The sequence below is a fragment of the Paraburkholderia adhaesiva genome (assembly GCF_021390575.1).
Taxonomy (GTDB): domain Bacteria; phylum Pseudomonadota; class Gammaproteobacteria; order Burkholderiales; family Burkholderiaceae; genus Paraburkholderia; species Paraburkholderia adhaesiva.
This window is the reverse complement of record NZ_JAJEJQ010000001.1, coordinates 3,127,243-3,146,259: the sequence shown is the minus strand read 5'-3', so window position 1 is coordinate 3,146,259 and position 19,017 is coordinate 3,127,243. Positions and strand designations below refer to the sequence as shown.

Annotated in this window: 18 protein-coding genes; 11 read left to right on the top strand and 7 right to left on the bottom strand. The window is 66.4% G+C overall.

What is annotated here, in order from left to right; genetic code table 11:
• Positions 1-17: 17 nt before the first annotated feature.
• From L0U80_RS14325 to L0U80_RS14310, 4 genes are read left to right on the top strand one after another with little or no spacing between them, the layout of a single operon-like run.
• On the top strand, positions 18-935 hold the full coding sequence (locus L0U80_RS14325) for an ABC transporter permease subunit (protein ID WP_233865134.1): 918 nt from the start codon (positions 18-20) through the stop codon (positions 933-935).
• Position 936: 1 nt separating this feature from the next.
• Complete coding sequence (locus L0U80_RS14320) at positions 937-1,998, top strand: ABC transporter ATP-binding protein (RefSeq protein ID WP_233865111.1); 1,062 nt, start codon at positions 937-939, stop codon at positions 1,996-1,998.
• Positions 1,995-3,017, top strand: a complete 1,023-nt coding sequence (locus L0U80_RS14315; RefSeq protein ID WP_233865109.1) for a peptide ABC transporter ATP-binding protein — start codon at positions 1,995-1,997, stop codon at positions 3,015-3,017. Before L0U80_RS14320 ends, L0U80_RS14315 begins: the two co-directional genes overlap by 4 nt.
• Positions 3,010-4,284, top strand: a complete 1,275-nt coding sequence (locus L0U80_RS14310; RefSeq protein WP_233865106.1) for a TraB/GumN family protein — start codon at positions 3,010-3,012, stop codon at positions 4,282-4,284. Before L0U80_RS14315 ends, L0U80_RS14310 begins: the two co-directional genes overlap by 8 nt.
• On the opposite strand, the gene L0U80_RS14305 is transcribed toward L0U80_RS14310, so the two are convergent.
• The 5 genes from L0U80_RS14305 to L0U80_RS14285 all read right to left on the bottom strand — a co-directional run bounded on the left by L0U80_RS14305 (position 4,265) and on the right by L0U80_RS14285 (position 9,988).
• Positions 4,265-6,322, bottom strand: a complete 2,058-nt coding sequence (locus L0U80_RS14305) for a tetratricopeptide repeat protein (protein WP_233865104.1) — start codon at positions 6,320-6,322, stop codon at positions 4,265-4,267. The genes L0U80_RS14310 and L0U80_RS14305 overlap by 20 nt on opposite strands.
• 118 nt (positions 6,323-6,440) lie before the next feature.
• On the bottom strand, positions 6,441-7,196 hold the full coding sequence (gene pxpA / locus L0U80_RS14300; protein WP_233865102.1) for a 5-oxoprolinase subunit PxpA: 756 nt from the start codon (positions 7,194-7,196) through the stop codon (positions 6,441-6,443).
• A gap of 40 nt (positions 7,197-7,236) precedes the next feature.
• Positions 7,237-8,298 carry a 5-oxoprolinase subunit C family protein gene (locus L0U80_RS14295; protein ID WP_233865100.1) on the bottom strand — a complete coding sequence of 354 codons (1,062 nt, stop codon included), beginning with the start codon at positions 8,296-8,298 and terminating at the stop codon, positions 7,237-7,239.
• A complete protein-coding gene (pxpB, locus tag L0U80_RS14290; RefSeq protein WP_233865092.1) occupies positions 8,295-8,954 on the bottom strand; it encodes a 5-oxoprolinase subunit PxpB in 660 nt (219 codons plus the stop codon). The genes L0U80_RS14295 and pxpB overlap by 4 nt, the downstream gene beginning before the upstream one ends.
• Before the next feature lie 407 nt (positions 8,955-9,361).
• The gene (locus L0U80_RS14285; protein ID WP_373322164.1) at positions 9,362-9,988 is read right to left on the bottom strand and encodes a 5-formyltetrahydrofolate cyclo-ligase; all 627 of its coding nucleotides are present in this window, start codon (positions 9,986-9,988) and stop codon (positions 9,362-9,364) included.
• Positions 9,989-10,008: 20 nt separating this feature from the next.
• On the opposite strand from L0U80_RS14285, the gene L0U80_RS14280 reads away from it, so the two are divergent.
• From L0U80_RS14280 to L0U80_RS14265, 4 genes are all read left to right on the top strand, one after another.
• Entirely contained in the window at positions 10,009-11,988 is a 1,980-nt protein-coding gene (locus L0U80_RS14280) for a lytic transglycosylase domain-containing protein (protein ID WP_233865962.1), read from the top strand.
• A gap of 133 nt (positions 11,989-12,121) precedes the next feature.
• Positions 12,122-13,078, top strand: coding sequence for a complex I NDUFA9 subunit family protein (locus L0U80_RS14275; RefSeq protein ID WP_233865091.1), 957 nt, complete (start codon positions 12,122-12,124; stop codon positions 13,076-13,078).
• 32 nt (positions 13,079-13,110) lie between these two features.
• Entirely contained in the window at positions 13,111-13,758 is a 648-nt protein-coding gene (locus L0U80_RS14270) for a glutathione S-transferase family protein (RefSeq protein ID WP_233865090.1), read from the top strand.
• Entirely contained in the window at positions 13,755-14,993 is a 1,239-nt protein-coding gene (locus L0U80_RS14265) for a multifunctional CCA addition/repair protein (RefSeq protein WP_233865089.1), read from the top strand. The genes L0U80_RS14270 and L0U80_RS14265 overlap by 4 nt, the downstream gene beginning before the upstream one ends.
• Before the next feature lie 64 nt (positions 14,994-15,057).
• Here the strand turns inward: L0U80_RS14265 and L0U80_RS14260 are convergent, their stop codons facing one another.
• On the bottom strand, positions 15,058-15,252 hold the full coding sequence (locus tag L0U80_RS14260) for a DUF2905 domain-containing protein (protein WP_233865088.1): 195 nt from the start codon (positions 15,250-15,252) through the stop codon (positions 15,058-15,060).
• A 5-nt stretch (positions 15,253-15,257) separates the two neighbouring features.
• Positions 15,258-16,460 carry a class I SAM-dependent methyltransferase gene (locus L0U80_RS14255; protein WP_233865087.1) on the bottom strand — a complete coding sequence of 401 codons (1,203 nt, stop codon included), beginning with the start codon at positions 16,458-16,460 and terminating at the stop codon, positions 15,258-15,260.
• Positions 16,461-16,473: 13 nt separating this feature from the next.
• On the opposite strand from L0U80_RS14255, the gene L0U80_RS14250 reads away from it, so the two are divergent.
• The 3 genes from L0U80_RS14250 to ttcA all read left to right on the top strand — a co-directional run bounded on the left by L0U80_RS14250 (position 16,474) and on the right by ttcA (position 18,883).
• Complete coding sequence (locus L0U80_RS14250) at positions 16,474-17,343, top strand: SDR family oxidoreductase (protein ID WP_233865079.1); 870 nt, start codon at positions 16,474-16,476, stop codon at positions 17,341-17,343.
• Positions 17,344-17,500: 157 nt separating this feature from the next.
• Positions 17,501-17,896: a dihydroneopterin aldolase gene (locus L0U80_RS14245; RefSeq protein WP_233865077.1), complete on the top strand. Its 396-nt coding sequence runs from the start codon at positions 17,501-17,503 to the stop codon at positions 17,894-17,896.
• A gap of 3 nt (positions 17,897-17,899) precedes the next feature.
• Positions 17,900-18,883, top strand: coding sequence for a tRNA 2-thiocytidine(32) synthetase TtcA (gene ttcA, locus L0U80_RS14240; RefSeq protein WP_233865075.1), 984 nt, complete (start codon positions 17,900-17,902; stop codon positions 18,881-18,883).
• Positions 18,884-19,017: the final 134 nt, after the last annotated feature.

Sequence of the window (19,017 nt, the reverse complement as noted above, 5' to 3'; positions counted from 1 at the left end):
CGACATTCGGAGGCGTGATGGCTGACATTCAGAACACCGCGCCCCAGGCCGTGACGCCGCCCTCGGGCCGTGCGCTCATGCTGCGCGAATTCTGGGCGAACTTCTCGCGCAACAAAGGCGCTGTCGCCGCTGGCGCCATCGTGCTCGCGCTGGTCTTCGTCGCGATCTTCGCGCCTTTGATCGCGCCGCACAGCCCCATCGAGCAGTATCGCGACAACGTGAAAATCCCGCCCGCCTGGCTCGACGGCGGCAACTGGCAATTCATTCTCGGTACCGACGAAGCGGGCCGCGATATCCTCTCGCGCCTGATGTACGGCGCGCGGCTGTCATTGTGGATCGGCTGCGTCTCGGTCGTGCTCGCGCTGATTCCGGGCATCGTGCTCGGCCTCGTCGCCGCGTTCTTCGACAAATGGGCCGACACGCCGATCATGCGTCTCATGGACGTGCTGCTCGCACTGCCGTCGCTGTTGCTCGCGGTGGCCGTGGTCGCGATCATCGGCCCCGGTCTCACCAATACGATGCTCGCGATCGCCATCGTCGCGCTGCCCGGCTACGTGCGTCTCACGCGCGGCTCGGCAATCGGCGAATTGCACAAGGAGTACGTAACAGCGTCACGCGTGGCCGGTGCGGGCACGCTGCGTCTGATGTTCTCGCAGGTGCTGCCCAACTGCACGGCGCCGCTCATCGTGCAGGCGACGCTCGGTTTCTCGTCGGCGATTCTCGATGCTGCCGCGCTCGGCTTCCTCGGCCTCGGCGTGCAGCCGCCCCGCGCCGAGTGGGGCGCGATGCTCGCCTCGGCGCGCGACTACATCGACAGCGCCTGGTGGATCGTCACGATGCCTGGCCTGTCCATCCTCATTTCGGTGCTCGCGATCAACCTGCTCGGCGACGGGCTGCGCGACGCGCTCGATCCCAAGCTGAAGAGGATGGCCTGACATGAACAATCAGACAAAAGACTTGCTGACCATCCGCAACCTGTCGGTCAACTTCGGCGGCCTGCCCGCCGTGGACCGCGTGAATCTCTCGGTGGCGCCGGGCGAGGTGCTCGGCATCGTTGGCGAATCGGGCTCGGGCAAGAGCGTGACGATGATGGCGCTGATGGGCCTCATCGACGCGCCCGGCAAGGTGACAGCTGACTCGATCACGTTCGATGGCCGCGACCTGCTCAACGCGAGCGGCAGGGAGCGACGCAAGATCGTGGGCAACGAGATCGCGATGGTGTTCCAGGATGCGCTCACGAGCCTGAATCCGAGCTACACCGTGGGCTATCAGATCAAGGAAGTGCTGAAGCTGCATGAAGGTCTGCGCGGCGCGGCACTCGAGCGACGCGCGCTCGAACTGCTCGATCAAGTGGGCATCCCCGACGCGAAGAACCGCATCGGCAACTTCCCGCACCAGATGTCGGGCGGCATGAACCAGCGCGTCATGATCGCGATGGCCGTGGCGTGCAACCCGAAGCTGCTGATCGCCGACGAGCCCACCACGGCGCTCGACGTCACGATCCAGGCGCAGATCATGGAACTGCTCGTGCGCCTGCAGAAGGAGCGCGGCATGGCGCTCGTGCTGATCTCGCACGATCTCGCTGTGGTGTCCGAGGTCGCGCAACGCGTGGCCGTCATGTACGCGGGCGAAATCATCGAGACGAACCGCGTGCCCGATATTTTCGCGAAGCCGCATCACCCGTACACCGAGGCGCTGCTTGCCGCCATCCCCGAGCACAACCGGGGCGCCGTACGGCTCGCCGCGCTGCCGGGCATGGTGCCGGGGCGCGACGACCGTCCGCGCGGCTGTCTCTTCGCGCCGCGCTGCAAGTATGTGGCGGACGACTGCATGAAGGCACGTCCCGCGCTCGACAAGGTGCCGGGCTACGACGTCGTTACGCAGGTCCGCTGCATCAAGCCGCTCAATCTGCACGACGTGCGCAATCCGCACGATGGGCACGGTGCGCACGATGCGCAAAATCGCGCGGCCAACCCGACACATGGAGGCGCGCAATGAACGCTGTCCCGCAACACGCGCCTCAAAGTGCAGGCCACGACGAAGATCGCGTCCTCGTCGCCGAGGATCTGAAGAAGCATTACACCGTCAAGCGCGGTATGTTCGGCACGGGCACCGTGAAGGCGCTCAACGGCGTGTCGTTCGCGCTCACGCGCGGGCGCACGCTGGCCGTGGTCGGTGAATCGGGCTGCGGCAAGTCCACGCTCGCGCGCCAGCTCACGATGATCGAGCCGCCCACTGCGGGCCGTCTCGTCATCGACGGCGAGGATGTTGCGCACGCGAGCAAGGAGAAGATCGCCGCACTGCGCCGCCGCGTGCAGATGGTGTTCCAGAACCCGTTCGCGTCGCTCAATCCGCGCAAGACGGTGGAGCAGACGCTCGGCGAACCGCTCGCGATCAATACGCAGCTCTCGGCCACCGAGCGCGCGGACCGCATCGCGCACATGATGCGCATCGTCGGCCTGCGGCCGGAGCACGCGAAACGCTATCCGCACATGTTCTCGGGCGGGCAGCGCCAGCGCGTGGCGATTGCGCGCGCGATGATCCTCGATCCGCAGATCGTCGTCGCCGACGAGCCGGTTTCCGCGCTCGACGTGTCGATCCAGGCGCAGATCCTGAATCTCTTCATGGACCTGCAGGACGAGTTCCGCACGAGCTACGTGTTCATCTCGCACAACCTCGCGGTGGTCGAGCACGTCGCCGACGACGTGATGGTCATGTACCTCGGCGGTGTCGCTGAACTCGGTGACAAGAAGACGGTGATCGAACGGCCGCGCCACCCGTACACGCGGTCGCTCCTGTCGGCGACGCCCGCGATCTTCGAGTCGGACCGCCGCGTGAAGATCAAGCTCGAAGGCGAACTGCCTTCGCCGCTCAATCCGCCGTCTGGTTGCACGTTCCATCAGCGCTGCCCGTATGCGATCGAACGGTGCCGCAAAGAGGTCCCGGTACTACGCGAAGTGGATGGCCGTCAGGTATCCTGCCATCGTGCAGAGGAGGTAGGGGAACAGGATGCCTGAAGCGACGGCGGCGCGTCGTTTTACGCGCCGCCTGAGTGAAGGCGGCCGTCGCGCCGTTTCGAACTTGCGTGTCGTGGTGCGGGGAGCCGTGGGCGCGTTGCTCGCGCTGGCGGTCGCTCTCGGGCCATCGCTCGACCGGCCGCTGCGGCTCGCGCTCACCGCGCGCCCTGCGTCTGACAGAAACGCCTCGCCGGCCATCGCTTCGACGTTCCCAACGTTACGTTTCATCGGCGGCGTGTTGCCGCAATCGCGTACCTTCATATCCGCCGCGCTCGCGGCGGGCGCCGCTGCCAACACGCCGGGCGCCCGGCCGGCCGTCCCGGTGCCGGGCGGTCCGCCAACAGGTGCCGGCCTGCCCGGCTTCCACGCGCCACCCGCCGCGCCGAGCTATGCCTCGGGCACGACCGCGGGCGGTCCGGTGCGCATGCAACCGGCGCGCATGCCGTTTTACGTCGCCACGCACGGCACGACCACGATCTACCTGCTCGGCACTTTGCACGTGGGCGACCCCGTCGACTATCCGCCTAACCAGCCGTTTCGCCCGTCGGTACTGGCGGCGCTCAACGCGTCGCCGACGCTCGCGCTCGAACTCTCGCCCGACGACCTGCTCGTCTCGCAGGACGACGTTTCGAAGTACGGAGTGTGTGCGCGGCCATGCTTGCCGCAACTATTGTCCGATTCCCTGTGGCAGAAGCTCGAGGCGCGCATGCGCGGCAATCCCGATGCGCTCGCCGAAATCCGCCGGATGCGTCCGTGGCTCGCTTCGCTGCTCGTCGAGACCTACGATTCGCTAAGCGCGGGGCTGCAGACCGAATACGGCACCGAGGCGCAATTGCAGAACGTGTTTCTGCGGCTCAAGGGGCGGCACATAGTCGGGCTGGAGACGCTCGGCGAACAGATGCGCGCGTTCACGAGTCTCACGCTTGCTCAGCAGCGCGAAATGCTGGCGCAGGATCTCGCGCAGCCCGAGGCCCAGAACGTTGCGGACGTGAAGACGCTGCAGCATCTGTGGCGCGTGGGCGATGCCGATGCGATCGCCGCGTGGGAGAGCGCGCGTTCGGAAAAACTCGCGCGGGACAAGCGGGTATCGGATTCGGTCGATAACCGCATCGTCTATGAACGAAACCGCCGGTTCGTTACGCGTATGCTGTCGATCGCCGCACCGAACAAGCCGTTATTTGTCGCGATCGGCTCGCTGCACCTGGGCGGGCCGAAAGGCGTGCTGGCGCTGCTGCGCCAGCGTGGATTCACTGTCGATCCGGCGTGAGAGGCGGTTTCGAGGTGGTGGTTTTGGCTGCGCGTTTTCTGGCTGTGGCTGGTTTGGCAGCGGTGCCCGGCGCACCGTCGGTCGCGCTGTTTTCCACCTTCGTTTTGGTTCGCGACGTCCGCGTCGCACCAGTGGTTTTCGGCGCACGCTTCGGCTTTTCGGCGAGCGCGTCGCGTAGCGAATCGATCGCGCCGCGCCAGTCGCCGAGCGCCTGCTGACGGAAGAGTCGCGCCGTCGGATACCACGGCGAGTCCGCGCGCTTTTCAAGCCAGCGCCATTCGCCATTCACGGGCACGAGGATCCACACCGGCTTGCCGAGCGCACCCGCCAGATGCGCGACCGCCGTATCGACCGAAATCACGAGATCGAGATTCATGATGAGCGCGGCGGTATCCGCGAAGTCGTGCAGATCGGCGCTGAAGTCGTGGATGACGATTTCGCCGCCGAGGGACGCGATCTGCGCGCGCGCCGCCTCGCCCTTCTGCAGCGAGAACCACGTGATCTGCTTGCCTTCGAGGATCGGACGCAAGTCCGCGAGCGCCACCGAGCGGTTACGGTCGTTGTAGAAGCCGGGATTGCCCGCCCAGACGAGGCCCACATTGCGGTGGCCGGTCGGCTTACGCGGCTTCGTGCCTTGGCGCGTGGGCAATGTCTCTCGCGCCGTTTCCGCCGCGTGGGACGATACGGATGCCGCGGCACGCGCCAACCCGTCGGCCATCGCGGCCTGCACGCGCGGCCGCCACGCCTCGATGTCTGCGGGGCGCGCGAAGAGGTAGGGCACCTCGGCGGGAATCGTGTCGAGTTCGGTGCCTGCGCACGACGGCATGCTCATCATGTAGACCCAGAAGTCGTAGTCGCCTTCGGGCTTGCCCGACCACGCGCGCCGCACGCCGCGCACACTCTGCGCCAGCCGCAGCAGGGGAGGTGTACTGCACACGTCCACGGTGGCGCCGCGTGCATGCAGCATCGTTGCATAGCGGACGAACTGGATCTGGTCGCCGAAACCCTGCTCGTGTATGAGCAGTACACGCTTGTCATCGAGCGATTCGCCGCGCCACTCGCGGATGCCCTCGATGTCGAACGACGAGTAGTCGCACGCGCGCCAGCGTTTCGCATACTCCGCCCAGCCCTCGCGGTACTCGCCGCGCTTGAGCATGAGCCAGACGAGGTTCTGGCGGGCATCCGCCTGCTCAGGGTCGAGTTCGAGCGCGCGCTGGTAGTACTGTTCTTCCTCATCGTTGCGTCCCTGAGCACCGAGCGACGCGCCAAGCGACACGAGGTTCGCCGCGTTTGGCTTGAGCGCCACCGCCTCGCGGAAATACGCCTCCGCACCCCGGAAGTCGCCCGTCCGGCCGAGCGCGGTGCCGAGATTTGCCCACGCATCCGCATGCGAGGGACGCTGCCCGACTACGATGCGAAGGCGCTTGATGGCCAGGTCGAAGTCGCCGCGCGCGAGGTACGCGTTCCCGAGGTTGAACTGGATGTCGGTGTCGTGGGGGGCCTGCGCGAGCGCTTCGCCGTAGTGCAGGAGCGCCTCGTCGGGGCGGCCGAGCTTGACCAGCGCGATGCCCGCGTTCACGCGCGCATTCACAAACGCGGGATCGAGTGCGAGCGCCATGCGGTAGTGGTCGAGCGCCTCTTCGTCGGCGCCCGCGTCCTGCAGCGTGATGCCAAGATTGTTGTGTGCGTCGGCAAAGGCGGGGTCGAGGCGCAGTGCTTCGCGCAGGCTCCGGATCGCTTCGTCGGTGTGGCCAAGTGCGCGCATGGCGAGGCCGCGATTGCTCCACAGGATTGCATTGTCGGCGGCGAGTTGCAGGGCGATGTCCATCAGCGCAAGTGCGCCTTCGTGGTCGCCGAGTTGATGGAGCGCCACGCCGTAGTAGTGCAGCGCGTCTGCGTGGGCCGGGTCGCGCGCGAGCAGGTCGCGATAGAGGGCTTGCGCTTCGTCGAGACGTCCTGCGCGGTGGGCGTCGAGCGCGGTGGTGAACTGTTCCGCTAGCGTCGCGGGGGCGGGGGGGCTGTTGGGGGTCGAGACCATGGAGATCGTGAGGCGGCTGGCGGTGGGCGGAGGACGCACACGGCCAGCGCTTGGGCGAAATCACCGATGGTACGGGGCTCTTTCCTGTGGCGCGATGGGACTGTTCCCAAAATGACTGTTACCGTTCGTCCACCGTCGCCGCCCGCACCCCGATCCCCGCACTATCGAGCGCCGCCCGGATGCGCCGCGCGAACGCCAGAGCGTGCGGCCCGTCGCCGTGCAGGCAGATGGTTTGCGCGTTGAGCGATACCCACGTCCCGTCGATGGCCTGCACGCGCTGCTCACGAATCATCGCGAGCGTGCGCGCGAGCACGGCCTCTTCGTCGTCGATCAACGCGCCCGGCTCGCTGCGCGGCACGAGCGAGCCGTCCGCGCGATAGCCGCGGTCGGCGAACACTTCTTCCACAGCAAACAGTCCAGCGTCGCGCGCGGTCGTCACGAGAACACTTCCCGCGAGCGCGAACACGGCCACCGACGGATCGAAGTCATGCACGGCGGAGACGATCGCGTCCGCGATCTGCGCATCGCGCGCCGCCTGGTTGTAGAGCGCGCCGTGCGGTTTCACGTGCGCGATGCGCCCGCCTTCGGCCTGCGCGATCGCGGAAAGTGCGCCCAGTTGATACAGCACGCCCGCGTAGATCTCCGCAGCGGGGAGGGCCATCTCCTTGCGACCGAAGTTTTCGGGGTCGTTGAAGCTGGGATGCGCGCCGATCGACACGCCTTTCTCAACGGCCCAGCGCACGCACTCGTGCATTGCGCTGGCACCGCCCGCGTGCCAGCCGCACGCGATGTTCGCGGAACTGACGAGGTCGAGCAGGGCCTCGTCGGAGCCGCAGCCTTCGCCGAGATCGGCGTTCAGATCGATGGTCGTCATGATGTTTCTCTGCAAGCAGTCTGTTGGGTGCCACTGCGCGCTATGCGCGCCGCGCCGCCTGGCGGCGGCTAGCGTAGCCTTCGTCGTGCATGGCGATCGCGGTATCGATCTGCCGCAGATACGCCTGTTCCTCTTCGAGCACCCTGCGCGCAATCGCGGGTGTGGTTTCCACGAAGCGCACGCCGCCGTTCAGGCGCATCTGGGCGAGCCGCCACAGATCGCCGCGGATCACTGAGCCGATCTTCGGGTAGCCGCCGGTGGTCTGCGCATCGCGCATCAGCACGATCGGCTGACCGTTGGGCGGTACCTGGATCGTGCCCGGCAGCACGGCGTGCGAGAGCAGGTCCATGCCGCTATCGCGCTCGAGCGCCGTACCCGAGAGGCGATAGCCCATGCGGTTGCTGTTCGGCGTGACGACCCATTCGTCGGACCAGAACGCCCGCTGCGCGTCGGGCGCGAAGCTGTCGTATTCGGGGCCGCGAAGCACGCGTATGGGCATTGCCCACGCGAGAGCGTCCGGGTGACGTCCGCGCCGATGCGGTTCGTCGACGTTCGCGAAGTCGCACAGCGAGGGCGATTTCACGCCGAACGGCGGCGCATCGGGGGCGAGCGACGCGCGCTCGCGTCCGGGCGCGGCGCTCGCGCCAGTGGCGAGGTGGTCGCCGTCCCTGAGCGCGCGGCCCGCGAGTCCGCCGAAGCCTCCCGCGAGATCGGTGCTGCGCGAGCCGAGCATCGGCAAGACGTCGATGCCGCCTGCCACGCACACATAGGCGCGCATGCCGCGTTTCGGGCCGTTCAGCACGAGTTCTTCGCCCGCCTCGACGGGCAGGCTCCACCATGACCACACAGGGCGGCCGCCGAGCGTCGCGCCGTAGTCGGTGCCGGTGATGGCGATGCGCGTCGCACGCGCGAAGCTCAGTACGACGGGGCCGAGTGTCACTTCGATGCCAGCGGCGTCGGGCCGGTTGCCGACGAGCCGGTTGCCGACCTCCAGCGCGAGGGAATCGAGCGCGCCGCCCGTCGCGATGCCGAGATGCCGGTAGCCGGGCCGGCCACGATCCTGCACGGTGCTAAGCGGGCCCGCGCGGACGACTTCGATCATATGCACAGCTCCGCTACGGTGAAGCGCACGCGGTCGCCGGGCAGAAGCAGCGTGGGCGGATTGCGCGCGGGGTCAAAGAGCGTGAGGGCGGTGCGGCCGATCAGTTGCCACCCGCCCGGAGACCGCGAGGGGTAGATACCCGTCTGCTCGCCGCCGATGCCCACCGACCCGGCCGGCACCGCGATGCGCGGCTCGCGGCGGCGCGGTGTGCGGAGCGCGGCGTCGAGGCCACCGAGATAGGCGAACCCCGGCTGGAAGCCGAGGAAGAACACGGTATAGACAGCCGCGGCATGGCGCGCGGCGACGTCGGCCGGGGCGAGTCTCGTGTGGTGCGCGACGACTTCGAGGTCCGGGCCGTCGTCGCCGCCGTAGGTCACCGGGATTTCGATGTCGCGGCCCGCGTGCGGTGCGGCGTCGGCGTCGTGCCAGGCGGCTTCGAGTGCGCCTGCCAGCGATGCGGCGCTAGTAACGAGCGGATCAAAAGTGATCGTGAGATTGTTCATGCCGGGCACGACTTCGCACACGGCAGTCCACTCGCGCGCGAGCGCGGCGACAGCCCAGACGCGACGCTGGACGTCTAGCGTCGCAGGCGGAGGCGCTTCGCAGACGAGCGCTTCGTCACCAAGCGGAAAAATGCGGGGAGTTGGGTGTGGCATTGCTGTTGCAGGGGCGGTTCGTACCGGGATTGTGCCTTGCCGTGCGCAAAAGGGGGCGCAAAAGGGGCGGCCAAAGGTACGGCACCGGGCGCTGTCGCGGCTTTAGCGGTGCAATTCGGGGGAGGTCGTTACCGCGTGGCTCGGGATTTTTGCTTCGTGCCTGACATCGACGACATCCGCGTCGCGACCCACGCGCTGAAAAGGGTCGTTCCAAGAGCGAATGTGAAAGGAGAAAAGCAGCTTCATCGCGACGTTGGAAGAAAGCGGTTTCACGAACGCGCAGATCGGCGGTGCGACGCGATTGGATGCACAACACGTGGGGGCTGAACGACACGGCTGCCCACGAGGCGGCTTCGCTGTGAACGCTGCGCCTGATTGACGCGGCGTGGTTGCCCCGACGCCCGACGTCAGCGCGTTTCGTCGCTAATGGGGAAGCGGGCGGTGACGTGCGTGGCGGCGTCGGTTACGACGGCGTCGAGTGGCAGATCATGCGCCTCGCGTTCGAGGACGCCATCGTCGATGCGGCACGCCTCGTAGGCGATCCCGACCGTGACGGGCAGGGCGTCGCCGGGCCAGGCGGCGAGCGTGCGGTCGTAATAGCCACCGCCGTAGCCAAGCCGGTAGCAGTCGGCATCGAAACCCACACAGGGCACGAGCAGCAGATCAGGCGTCACGCGTTCCTGCGACGCGGGTTCGGGGATGCCATGGTGCCCTTCGCGCATCGGCGCATCGGGTGTCCAGAGGTGGAACGTGAGCGGCGTATGACGTTCGGCGATCACAGGCAGCGCGGCGCGCCGCGACGTGTCCGCGGCAAGCCAGGACGCGATCCAGCCACGCGCATCGAACTCACCGCGCAAGGGCCAGTAAAATCCGATCGAACGCGGCGCGAGCCCTTCGACCAGCGCCGCAAGACGCGCTTCGAGCGCACCGCTGCGTACCACATCTGACGCGGCTTCAAGACGTGTTGCTAACAGTCGCGAACGCCAGTCCTTTTTGGATTGAGCGCGAGGGATGCGTGCTATCCTTGGCTCCACCTTGAGTTCCAGAAATAATGATGTGCAATCGCCTTTTTCGAGTATATCGCGCGGTCGGCTTCGCGCTGGCCGCTGCGGCACTCGTCGCGTGTAGCACGGCGTCCGCCGTGCGGCCCGCCGTAACCGCACCGGCTCCAGGTGCCCAGCTTTCTCCCGACGATCAGACCTTCATCCAGCTTCGCGAAGCCGCGCGCAACAACGATGCCGCGCGCGCAGCGCAACTGGCTGCGATGATTCCGGACTATCCGGCCCCGTCGTATCTGGAGTATTTCCAGCTCAAGCCGCAGTTGTTCGACGCGCAGGGTCACGCGCGCGTCGACGCGCCGGACGCGCCCGTGCTTTCATTTCTGCAACGCCATGACGGCGAGGCAATCGGTGACCGTCTGCGCAACGACTGGCTCCTCGTGCTCGGCGCGCGCCACGACTGGACGAATTTCGATCAGCAATATCAGCGCTTCGTGCTCGACGACGACACGCAGGTGAAGTGCTACGCGCTCCAATCGCGCGCGTCGCGCGGCGAGAACGTCGCGAACGACGCACGCGCACTGCTCACCGACCCGCGCTATTACGGCGATGGTTGCGTCGACCTCGTGACAGCGCTGGCGATGAAAGGCCAGTTCACGAGCGACGACGTGTGGCAGCAGATCCGCATCGCCTACGAGCAGAACCAGACCACCACCGGCTACCGGCTGCTCGGCGCGCTCGTGCAGCAGCCCGACGCGGCCGCCTTCGCCCAGGCCACGAACACGCCGACGCGCACGCTCGCGAGCGGTGTGACGTCCGATCCGCAATCGCATCAGCTCGCGTTGCTCGCCATCACGGTGATGGCGCGCAACGATCCGGCTTCGGCCGCCGCGACCTTCGCCGCTGTTGCGCCGTCGCTGTCGTCGCCCGAGCGCGCGGCCGGCTGGGGCACGATCGGCTATCAGGCTGCGCAAAAGCGCCTGCCGGCCGCGGTCGACTGGTACCGGCTTTCGGCGAATGCGCCGCTCTCGAATCCCGCCTATGAATGGCGCACGCGCGCCGCGCTCCTCGGCGGCGACTGGAACATGGTGCGCTGGTCGATCGAGCAGATGCCCGCCGCGCTGCGCACGCAACCCACGTGGATCTACTGGCACGCGCGTGCACTGAAGCAAGGCGGTGACAACGCGCAAGCGAACCAGGAGTTCACGCAGATCTCGCAGCGCTATAACTTCTACGGGCAACTGGCGCTAGAAGAACTTGGCCAGAAAATCACGCTCCCGCCGAAGACCACCGTCACCGAAGCCGAGATCGTCAAGGCCGGCCAGACGCCGGGCTTCCCGCTTGCGCAGCGTTTCTACGCGCTGAATCTGCGACTCGAAGGCAATCGCGAGTGGAACTGGCCGCTGCGTGGCATGACGGACCGGCAGTTGCTCGCCGTCGCTGAATACGCGAAGCGCATTCAGCTGCTCGACCGCACCGTCAACACGGCGGATCGCACCCAGACCGACCATGACTTTTCGCTGCGCTTCATCGCGCCGTTCCGTGATGTCGTGGAGCGTGACGCGCAGTCGAACGGCCTCGACGTCGAATGGGCCTACGGCCTGATTCGTCAGGAGTCGCGCTTCATCCTGAACGCGCGTTCAGGCGTGGGCGCGAGCGGTCTCATGCAGATCATGCCTGCCACGGCGCAGATGGTTGCGAAGAAGATCGGTATCGGCCCGCTCTCGCGCGCCCAACTCGACGACCTCAACACCAATATCCTGCTCGGCACCAACTATCTGTCGATGATCTACAATCAATTCGATGGATCGGCCGTGCTCGCCACCGCGGGCTATAACGCCGGCCCGGGCCGCCCGCGCGCGTGGCGGCAGACGTTGCAGCAGCCCGTCGAGGGCGCCATCTTCGCGGAAACCATTCCGTTCGCGGAAACCCGCGATTACGTGAAAAATGTGTTGTCGAACACGGTCTACTATGCGGCGCTATTCGAGGGTCGCCCGCAATCGCTGAAGGCGCGTCTCGGTTACATCGCGCCCTGAGCGCCTGGCCGCCGCGCCTCTAAAGGCGCCGGCGGTTACGACGGCGCGCGCAACACCCAGCCTTCGCGCGCCTCAGCCGGGCGAGTCCGGTTCCCGGCTGCGCGCGCCGCCTGTCCACCTAGGGAGGTCGGAGATGCGACATCAAGCCATCGCAGTTGTCGGCGGTTCGGGGTTCATCGGCAGCCATCTCGTCAACGCGCTCGTCGAAGCGGGCAAGGACGTGCGCGTCGCCACACGTCGACGCTACAACGCGCGCCATCTCACGATGCTTCCCGTCGACGTCGTCGAAGCCGACGTGTTCGATCCAGTCGCGCTCGCGAGCTTTGTCGAAGGCGCCGATGCCGTCATCAACCTCGTCGGTACCCTCAACGGCGGCCGCGGCGATCCCTATGGCCCAGGCTTCGCGAAGGTGCACGTCGAACTGCCGACGAAGATCGTCGCCGCCTGCGAAGGCAAGGGCGTGCACCGGCTCATCCACATCAGCGCTATCGGTGCCGATCCGCGCGCGCCGAGCATGTATCTGCGTTCGAAAGGCGATGGTGAGAAAGCCGTGCATGCGTCGACGTCGCTTGCTTCGACGATTTTCCGGCCATCGGTGGTGTTCGGCCCCGGCGACACCTTCCTCAATCGTTTCGCGATCCTTGAGAAACTCTTCCCCGTGATTCCGCTCGCGATGCCCGACGCGAAATTCCAGCCCGTCTATGTGGGCGACGTGTCAAAGGCGATCGTCAATGTGCTCGATCTCGACGCCGCAACCGGGCACACTTACGAACTCGGCGGGCCGACCGTCTATACGCTCGAACAACTGCTCGCGTATAGCGGCGAAGTGTTGGGCCGTCATGCGCGCATCGTGCGGCTGCCCAACACGTTCGGGCGGCTTCAGGCCTTCTCGTTCGAAATGACGCCAGGCGAGCCGATGCTCACGCGCGACAATCTCGATTCGATGAAGGTCGACAGTGTGCTCTCCGGGCCGCTCGCGGCGGAACTCGGCATCGAGCCGTCCAGCATCGAAACGATCGCACCGCTCTATCTGGGCGACGCGTCGCAGCGCTCGCGGCTCAACCAGTTCCGCGCGAGTGCGGGACGCTGACCGCTTTCTCAACGCTTGACTTCAGGGACGTGATGAAACTCGCTATTGGTGACAAGAATTACTCGTCGTGGTCGATGCGCCCGTGGGTGCTGCTCACGCATTTCGGCATTGCGTTCGACGAAGAACTGATCGAACTCGACGAGCCCGGCACGAAATCCGCGATCCTGAAGTTCTCGGCATCGGGCAAGGTGCCATGTCTCGTAGCCGATGACGGCTTTGCCGTGTGGGATTCGCTCGCCATCGCGGAGACGCTGGCCGAGCGCTTCCCGCAGCACGCGCTCTGGCCGCGCGACGCGAACGCACGCGCCCGCGCGCGCAGCGTCAGCGCCGAAATGCATTCGGGTTTCGTCGCGATGCGCGGCGCAATGCCGATGAACATCCGCTTCACGCGTCCCGGCGTCGGCTCGACGCCGGACGTGCTTTCCGACATCGCTCGCATCGACGCGATCTGGTGCGAGTGCCTTGCCGCGAGCGGCGGGCCGTTCCTGTTTGGCGAATTCAGCATCGCCGACGCGATGTACGCGCCGGTCGCGATGCGCTTTAACAGCTATCAACCGAAGCTCTCGGCACAAGCCGCCGCGTACGTGCAGCGCGTTACGGCGCTTCCGGCCGTTGCCGCCTGGATCGAAGCGGCGCGCCGCGAAACGCATATCGTGGCCGACGACGAACTCGACGAATGAAAATCTACGTTGTAGGCGGAGCGATCCGCGATGAGATGCTCGGGCTGCCCGTGCGCGACCGCGACTATGTCGTGGTCGGCGCCACGCCCGAGCAGATGGCGGCCCAAGGGTATCGTCCGGTGGGCAAGGACTTTCCGGTGTTCCTGCATCCGCAGACGCAGGAGGAGTACGCGCTTGCGCGTACCGAGCGCAAGACGGCCGCCGGCTATCACGGCTTCCAGTTTTTCTACGCGCCCGACGTGACGCTCGAAGAGGACCTGGCGCGCCGCGATCTCACGATCAACGCGATGGCGCGCGAAGTGCTGCCGGGCGACGTGATGAGCGCGACGGTCGTGGATCCGTTCGATGGCGCGGCCGATCTCGAAGCGCGCGTATTTCGCCACGTCGGCGAGGCGTTTCTTGAAGACCCCGTGCGCATCCTGCGCGTGGCGCGTTTCGCCGCGCGCTTTTCCGACTTCACCGTTGCGCCCGAAACGATGGCGCTGATGCGGCGCATGGTGGAAGCGGGCGAAGCCGATGCGCTCGTGCCCGAACGCGTGTGGCAAGAGGTGGCGCGTGGGCTCATGGAGAACAAGCCGTCGCGTATGTTCGAAGTGCTGCGCGAATGCGGCGCGCTCGCGCGCGTGCTGCCGGAAGTGGATGGCCTCTTCGGTGTGCCGCAGCGCGCGGACTATCACCCTGAAGTCGACACCGGCGTGCACGTGATGATGGTGATCGACCACGCGGCGGCGCAGGGCTACGCGTTGCCGGTACGCTTCGCGGCGCTCACGCACGATCTCGGCAAGGGGAACACGCCTGAGGACGTCCTGCCGCGCCACATCGGCCACGAAGGGCGGAGTGTCGATCTGCTCAGGCCGCTGTGCGAGCGCTTGCGTGTGCCCAACGACTGCCGCGATCTGGCCGTGCTGGTCGCTCGCGAGCACAGCAACATGCATCGCGTGACCGAGATGGGCGCGGCAGCGGTCGTGCGTATGCTCGAACGCTGCGACGCGCTGCGCAAACCTGCGCGTTTCGCTGAAGCGCTGCAGGCCTGCGAAGCGGATTTGCGCGGGCGTCTGGGCTTTGAGACAGCGCCGCATCCGCAGGCCGAGCGGCTGCGTGTGGCGCTGGTGGCCGCTCGTGGCGTCGATGCGGGCGCGATTGCACGTGATTGCAGCGGCGGCGCCGAGCAGATCAAGGAAGCGGTGCACCGCGCGCGGGTGACGGCGGTGGAGGACGCGCTGGCGGCACGCTAAGTGCGCTATTCGCGTGCGCCGGAACACGCCGCGACGCGGCCTCATCCGGCGCCGCGCACCTCGCTCAAAGCGAACGCACGATCAGCGAAAGCACCATCGAAAGCACGAGCGTCGACATGAACGGCAGCGGATATTCGCGGCCGAACAGGCGCAAAGTGACATCCCCGGGCAGCCTGCCGATGCCGAGCTTGCGCATCCACGGCTGCGCGCCCGAGAGAATCGCGACGGCGATGAACGTGGTGAGGAACCAGCGGATCATGGCGTTCAGAGCGTGTGGCTGCGGTCGCCGCGCGCGAACGCGGTCAGCGTTCCGTCGATGCCGCGCGAAAATGCGATCACCTTGAAGAGTTCGCCCATTTCCGATTCCGATACGAGTTTCTGCACCGCATTCGCGGCGGGCAGGAAACGCACGACGTCGCCTGGATCGAGTTCCGAAAGCACTTCGGTGATACCCGCGTTCATCAGGAAGCGCGCCTGCGAGGTGTAGCCGAGCAGGTCCGCGCCCGCCTCGACGCCTGCCTGCGCGATGCCCGTGAATTCGACGTGCGCCGTGATGTCCTGCAGGCCGGGGTAGAGGAACGGGTCATCGTGCGCGCGATGGCGGTAGTGGCACATCAGCGTGCCCTGCACACGTTGCGGGTGATAGAACTCGTGACGCGGAAAACCGTAGTCGATGAAAAACGCCGCACCGCGCACGAGCATCGTGCAGACGGTGCGCGTGAACGCGAGCGCCGCCTCGTGCGTCTCGGCCACGTAGTCCTCGCTGCCTTCTATGCCTGCGAGCACGCCGTCGGGCCAGTTCGCGTCGCGACCGCTCATCGCCGGACGGTCGGAGAAGACGAATGCGCCGTCCGCGTTCACCGCCACGCCGCGTTCATGCCACACCGCGTCCTTGCGCGCGAAGAGACCCACAGGCATTGCGTCGAGCACTTCGTTGCCGATCACCACGCCCTCGAACTGCTCGGGCAACGCGTCGAGCCACGTCACGCGGCTCGCGAGATGCGGCGCGAGCGATTCGATCGTCACGCGCTGGCGCACACGCAATTCACCCGACAAATCGACGATCGCGTATGAATCGACCTCCACGCCGAGTGCGTCGAGCGCGAGCAGGATGCCTGCCGCGAGTTTGCCCGTGCCCGCGCCGAACTCCATCAGCGCGCGCGTGCTGCTTGCCGCGAGCGCTTCGGCGACTGCGCGGGCGAGCGTCGAAGCGAAGAGGGGCGACATTTCGGGCGCGGTGACGAAGTCGCTGCCGTCGTCGGCGAGAATGCCGAACTTGCGCGCACCGCCGGTGTAGTAGCCGAGTCCGGGCGCGTAGAGCGCGCGCTCCATATAACGCTCGAACGGCAGCCAGCCGTCTGCTGCTGCGATCTCGGCGCGGATCGTCGCCGCGAGCGCATCGGACTGCGCGAGCGCGATCGGCTCGGGAACAGGTAAACTATCAGGTTCGTGAGCTTTCGGATTCATCCCGGCATTGTAAATGAGCGCAAATCCCGGCACCCGCCCGGCTTCCGGTTCAGCCGGTTCAACCCGGGCCTCCGACGCATCCGGCCCCGATTCGGTGGCCGTCGCATCGGCGCGCGTGGTGCTGGTCACGGGCGGCGCGCGCCGGATCGGGCGCGAGTTGTCGCTCGGTTTTGCGGCGCGGGGCTGGGACGTGGCAGTGCATTATGGCGACTCGCGTGAAGAGGCCGACGAAGTCGTCGCGCGGATCGCGGCGCTGGGCCGGCGCGCGGTGGCGTTGCATGCCGACCTCGCGAGCGAAGCGGATGTCGCACGGCTCGTGAGCGCATGCACGGCGGCGCTCGGCCGGCCCGCGTGCGTGCTGAACAACGCGTCGCGGTTCGAGGAAGACACGGCGCAGGATGTCGGCTACGAGACGCTGCTGCGCCTCACGGCGATCAACGTTGGCGCGCCGCTCGTGCTGGCGCGCACGCTGTACGAAGCGACGCCCGACGCCGCCGTGACCGACGAATCGCTGCGCACCTGTGTGATCAACGTGCTGGACCAGAAGCTGTACAACATGAATCCGGACTACGTCTCGTACACGCTGACGAAGGCCGCGCTCGCGAACGCGACCGTATCGCTCGCCCAGGCGCTCGCGCCGAAGGTGCGTGTGGTCGGACTTGCGCCGGGCCTCACGATGCAATCGGGCGACCAGACGCCGGAAGGCTTTGCGGCTGCGCACAAGATGACGCCGCTTGGCCGTGCGTCGCGGCCCGCCGATCTCGTCGAGGCCGCGCTGTATCTGGCGGGGGCATCGGGTGTGACCGGTACGACGCTGGTCGTCGACGGTGGCCAGCACCTCGTGCCGCTGCCGCGCGATGTGATGTTTTTGACGGGCGGCTGAACGGCGACGCCGGAAAAGCGCGTCAGAACGCGTGTGCGTATGAGCGCCAAAATGCCGCCGCGGCTCGCACGAGCGATGGAATACCGTATGACCCGCCGGACGCGAGGCGTCCCGCGCGTGTGCCGCTAAGGCACCTTTTATATCGACTGGAACCACTATGTCCGCCGTCTTGTTGCACCCCCGGCTCGCCGATTGCCGCCGGCTTTTTTTGCGCGACTACGAAGTCAACATCAACATCGGCGTGCATGACTTCGAAAAACGCGGCGAACAGCGCGTTGTGATCAACGTCGACCTTTTCGTGCCGCTCGACAAGACGACGCCGCACGAGGACAAACTGCGCGAAGTGGTCGATTACGACTTCATGCGTGCGACCGTAGCCGCGCGCGTCAGCCAGGGCCATATCCATCTGCAGGAAACGCTCTGCGACGATCTCGCGACGGCCCTGCTCGCGCACCCGCTCGTGCGCGCGGTGCGTCTCTCGACCGAGAAGCCCGACGTTTATCCGGACTGCGACGCGGTGGGCGTCGAAGTCTTTCGCATCAAAGAGGACTGATTCATGAACGCCCCCGAAAACCTCCCCGTCGAGCAGGACGTGACCGAGGAAGCCGAGTCGTCCGGGCGCCGCGCGCTCACGCGCCGCGAGCAGAAGGAAGCGTACGAGAACAACAAGCTGTTCAAGCGGCTCGCGCGCCAGGTCGGTCAGGCGATCGGCGACTACAACATGATCGAGGACGGCGACAAGGTGATGGTCTGCCTGTCGGGCGGCAAGGACAGCTACGCGCTGCTCGACGTCCTCCTGCGCCTGCGCGAGCGCGCGCCGATCCACTTCGATATCGTCGCGGTGAACCTCGATCAGAAGCAGCCGGGCTTTCCGGAGCACGTGCTGCCCGAGTATCTGACGAAAATCGGCGTGCCGTTCCATATCGAGAATCAGGACACGTACAGCATCGTCAAGCGCATCGTGCCCGAGGGCAAGACCACGTGCTCGCTGTGTTCGCGTCTGCGTCGCGGCATTCTTTACCGCGTGGCCGGCGAACTGGGCGCGACCAAGATCGCGCTCGGCCACCATCGCGACGACATCCTCCAGACGCTGCTCCTGAACCTGTTCTACGGCGGCAAGTTGAAGGGCATGCCGCCGAAGCTCCAGTCCGACGACGGCAAGAATGTCGTCATCCGACCCCTTGCATATGTGAAGGAGACGGATCTGGAGAAATACGCGGAACTGCGCGAATTCCCGATCATTCCGTGCAACCTCTGTGGCAGCCAGCCGAACCTCAAGCGCGCCGAGATGAAGGCGTTGATCCGCGAGTGGGACAAGCGCTTCCCGGGCCGCGTGGAGAACATGTTCAACGCGCTCGGCAATGTCGTGCCGTCGCATCTGATGGATGCATCGCTGTTCGGCTTCAAGGGCCTGCGCGCAACGGGCGAGCCGGACCCGCAGGGCGACATCGCCTTCGATGAGGATCCGTGCTCGACGGACACGCTGTCGCCGTCCGCCGAAGGTACCCCGATTTCGTTCGCGAAATTCGACGATCTTTGAGGGTCGCTGAAGGCCGGTGCCGGAATTCCGGCACCGGCTTACAAGGTAAGCCCGGGAAACCTTATAGGACAGGGCTTAAAGCGCGTGGGGACGGCGTCTGCAGGTGGGCTGCATGTTAAAATCGGCACCTTCAA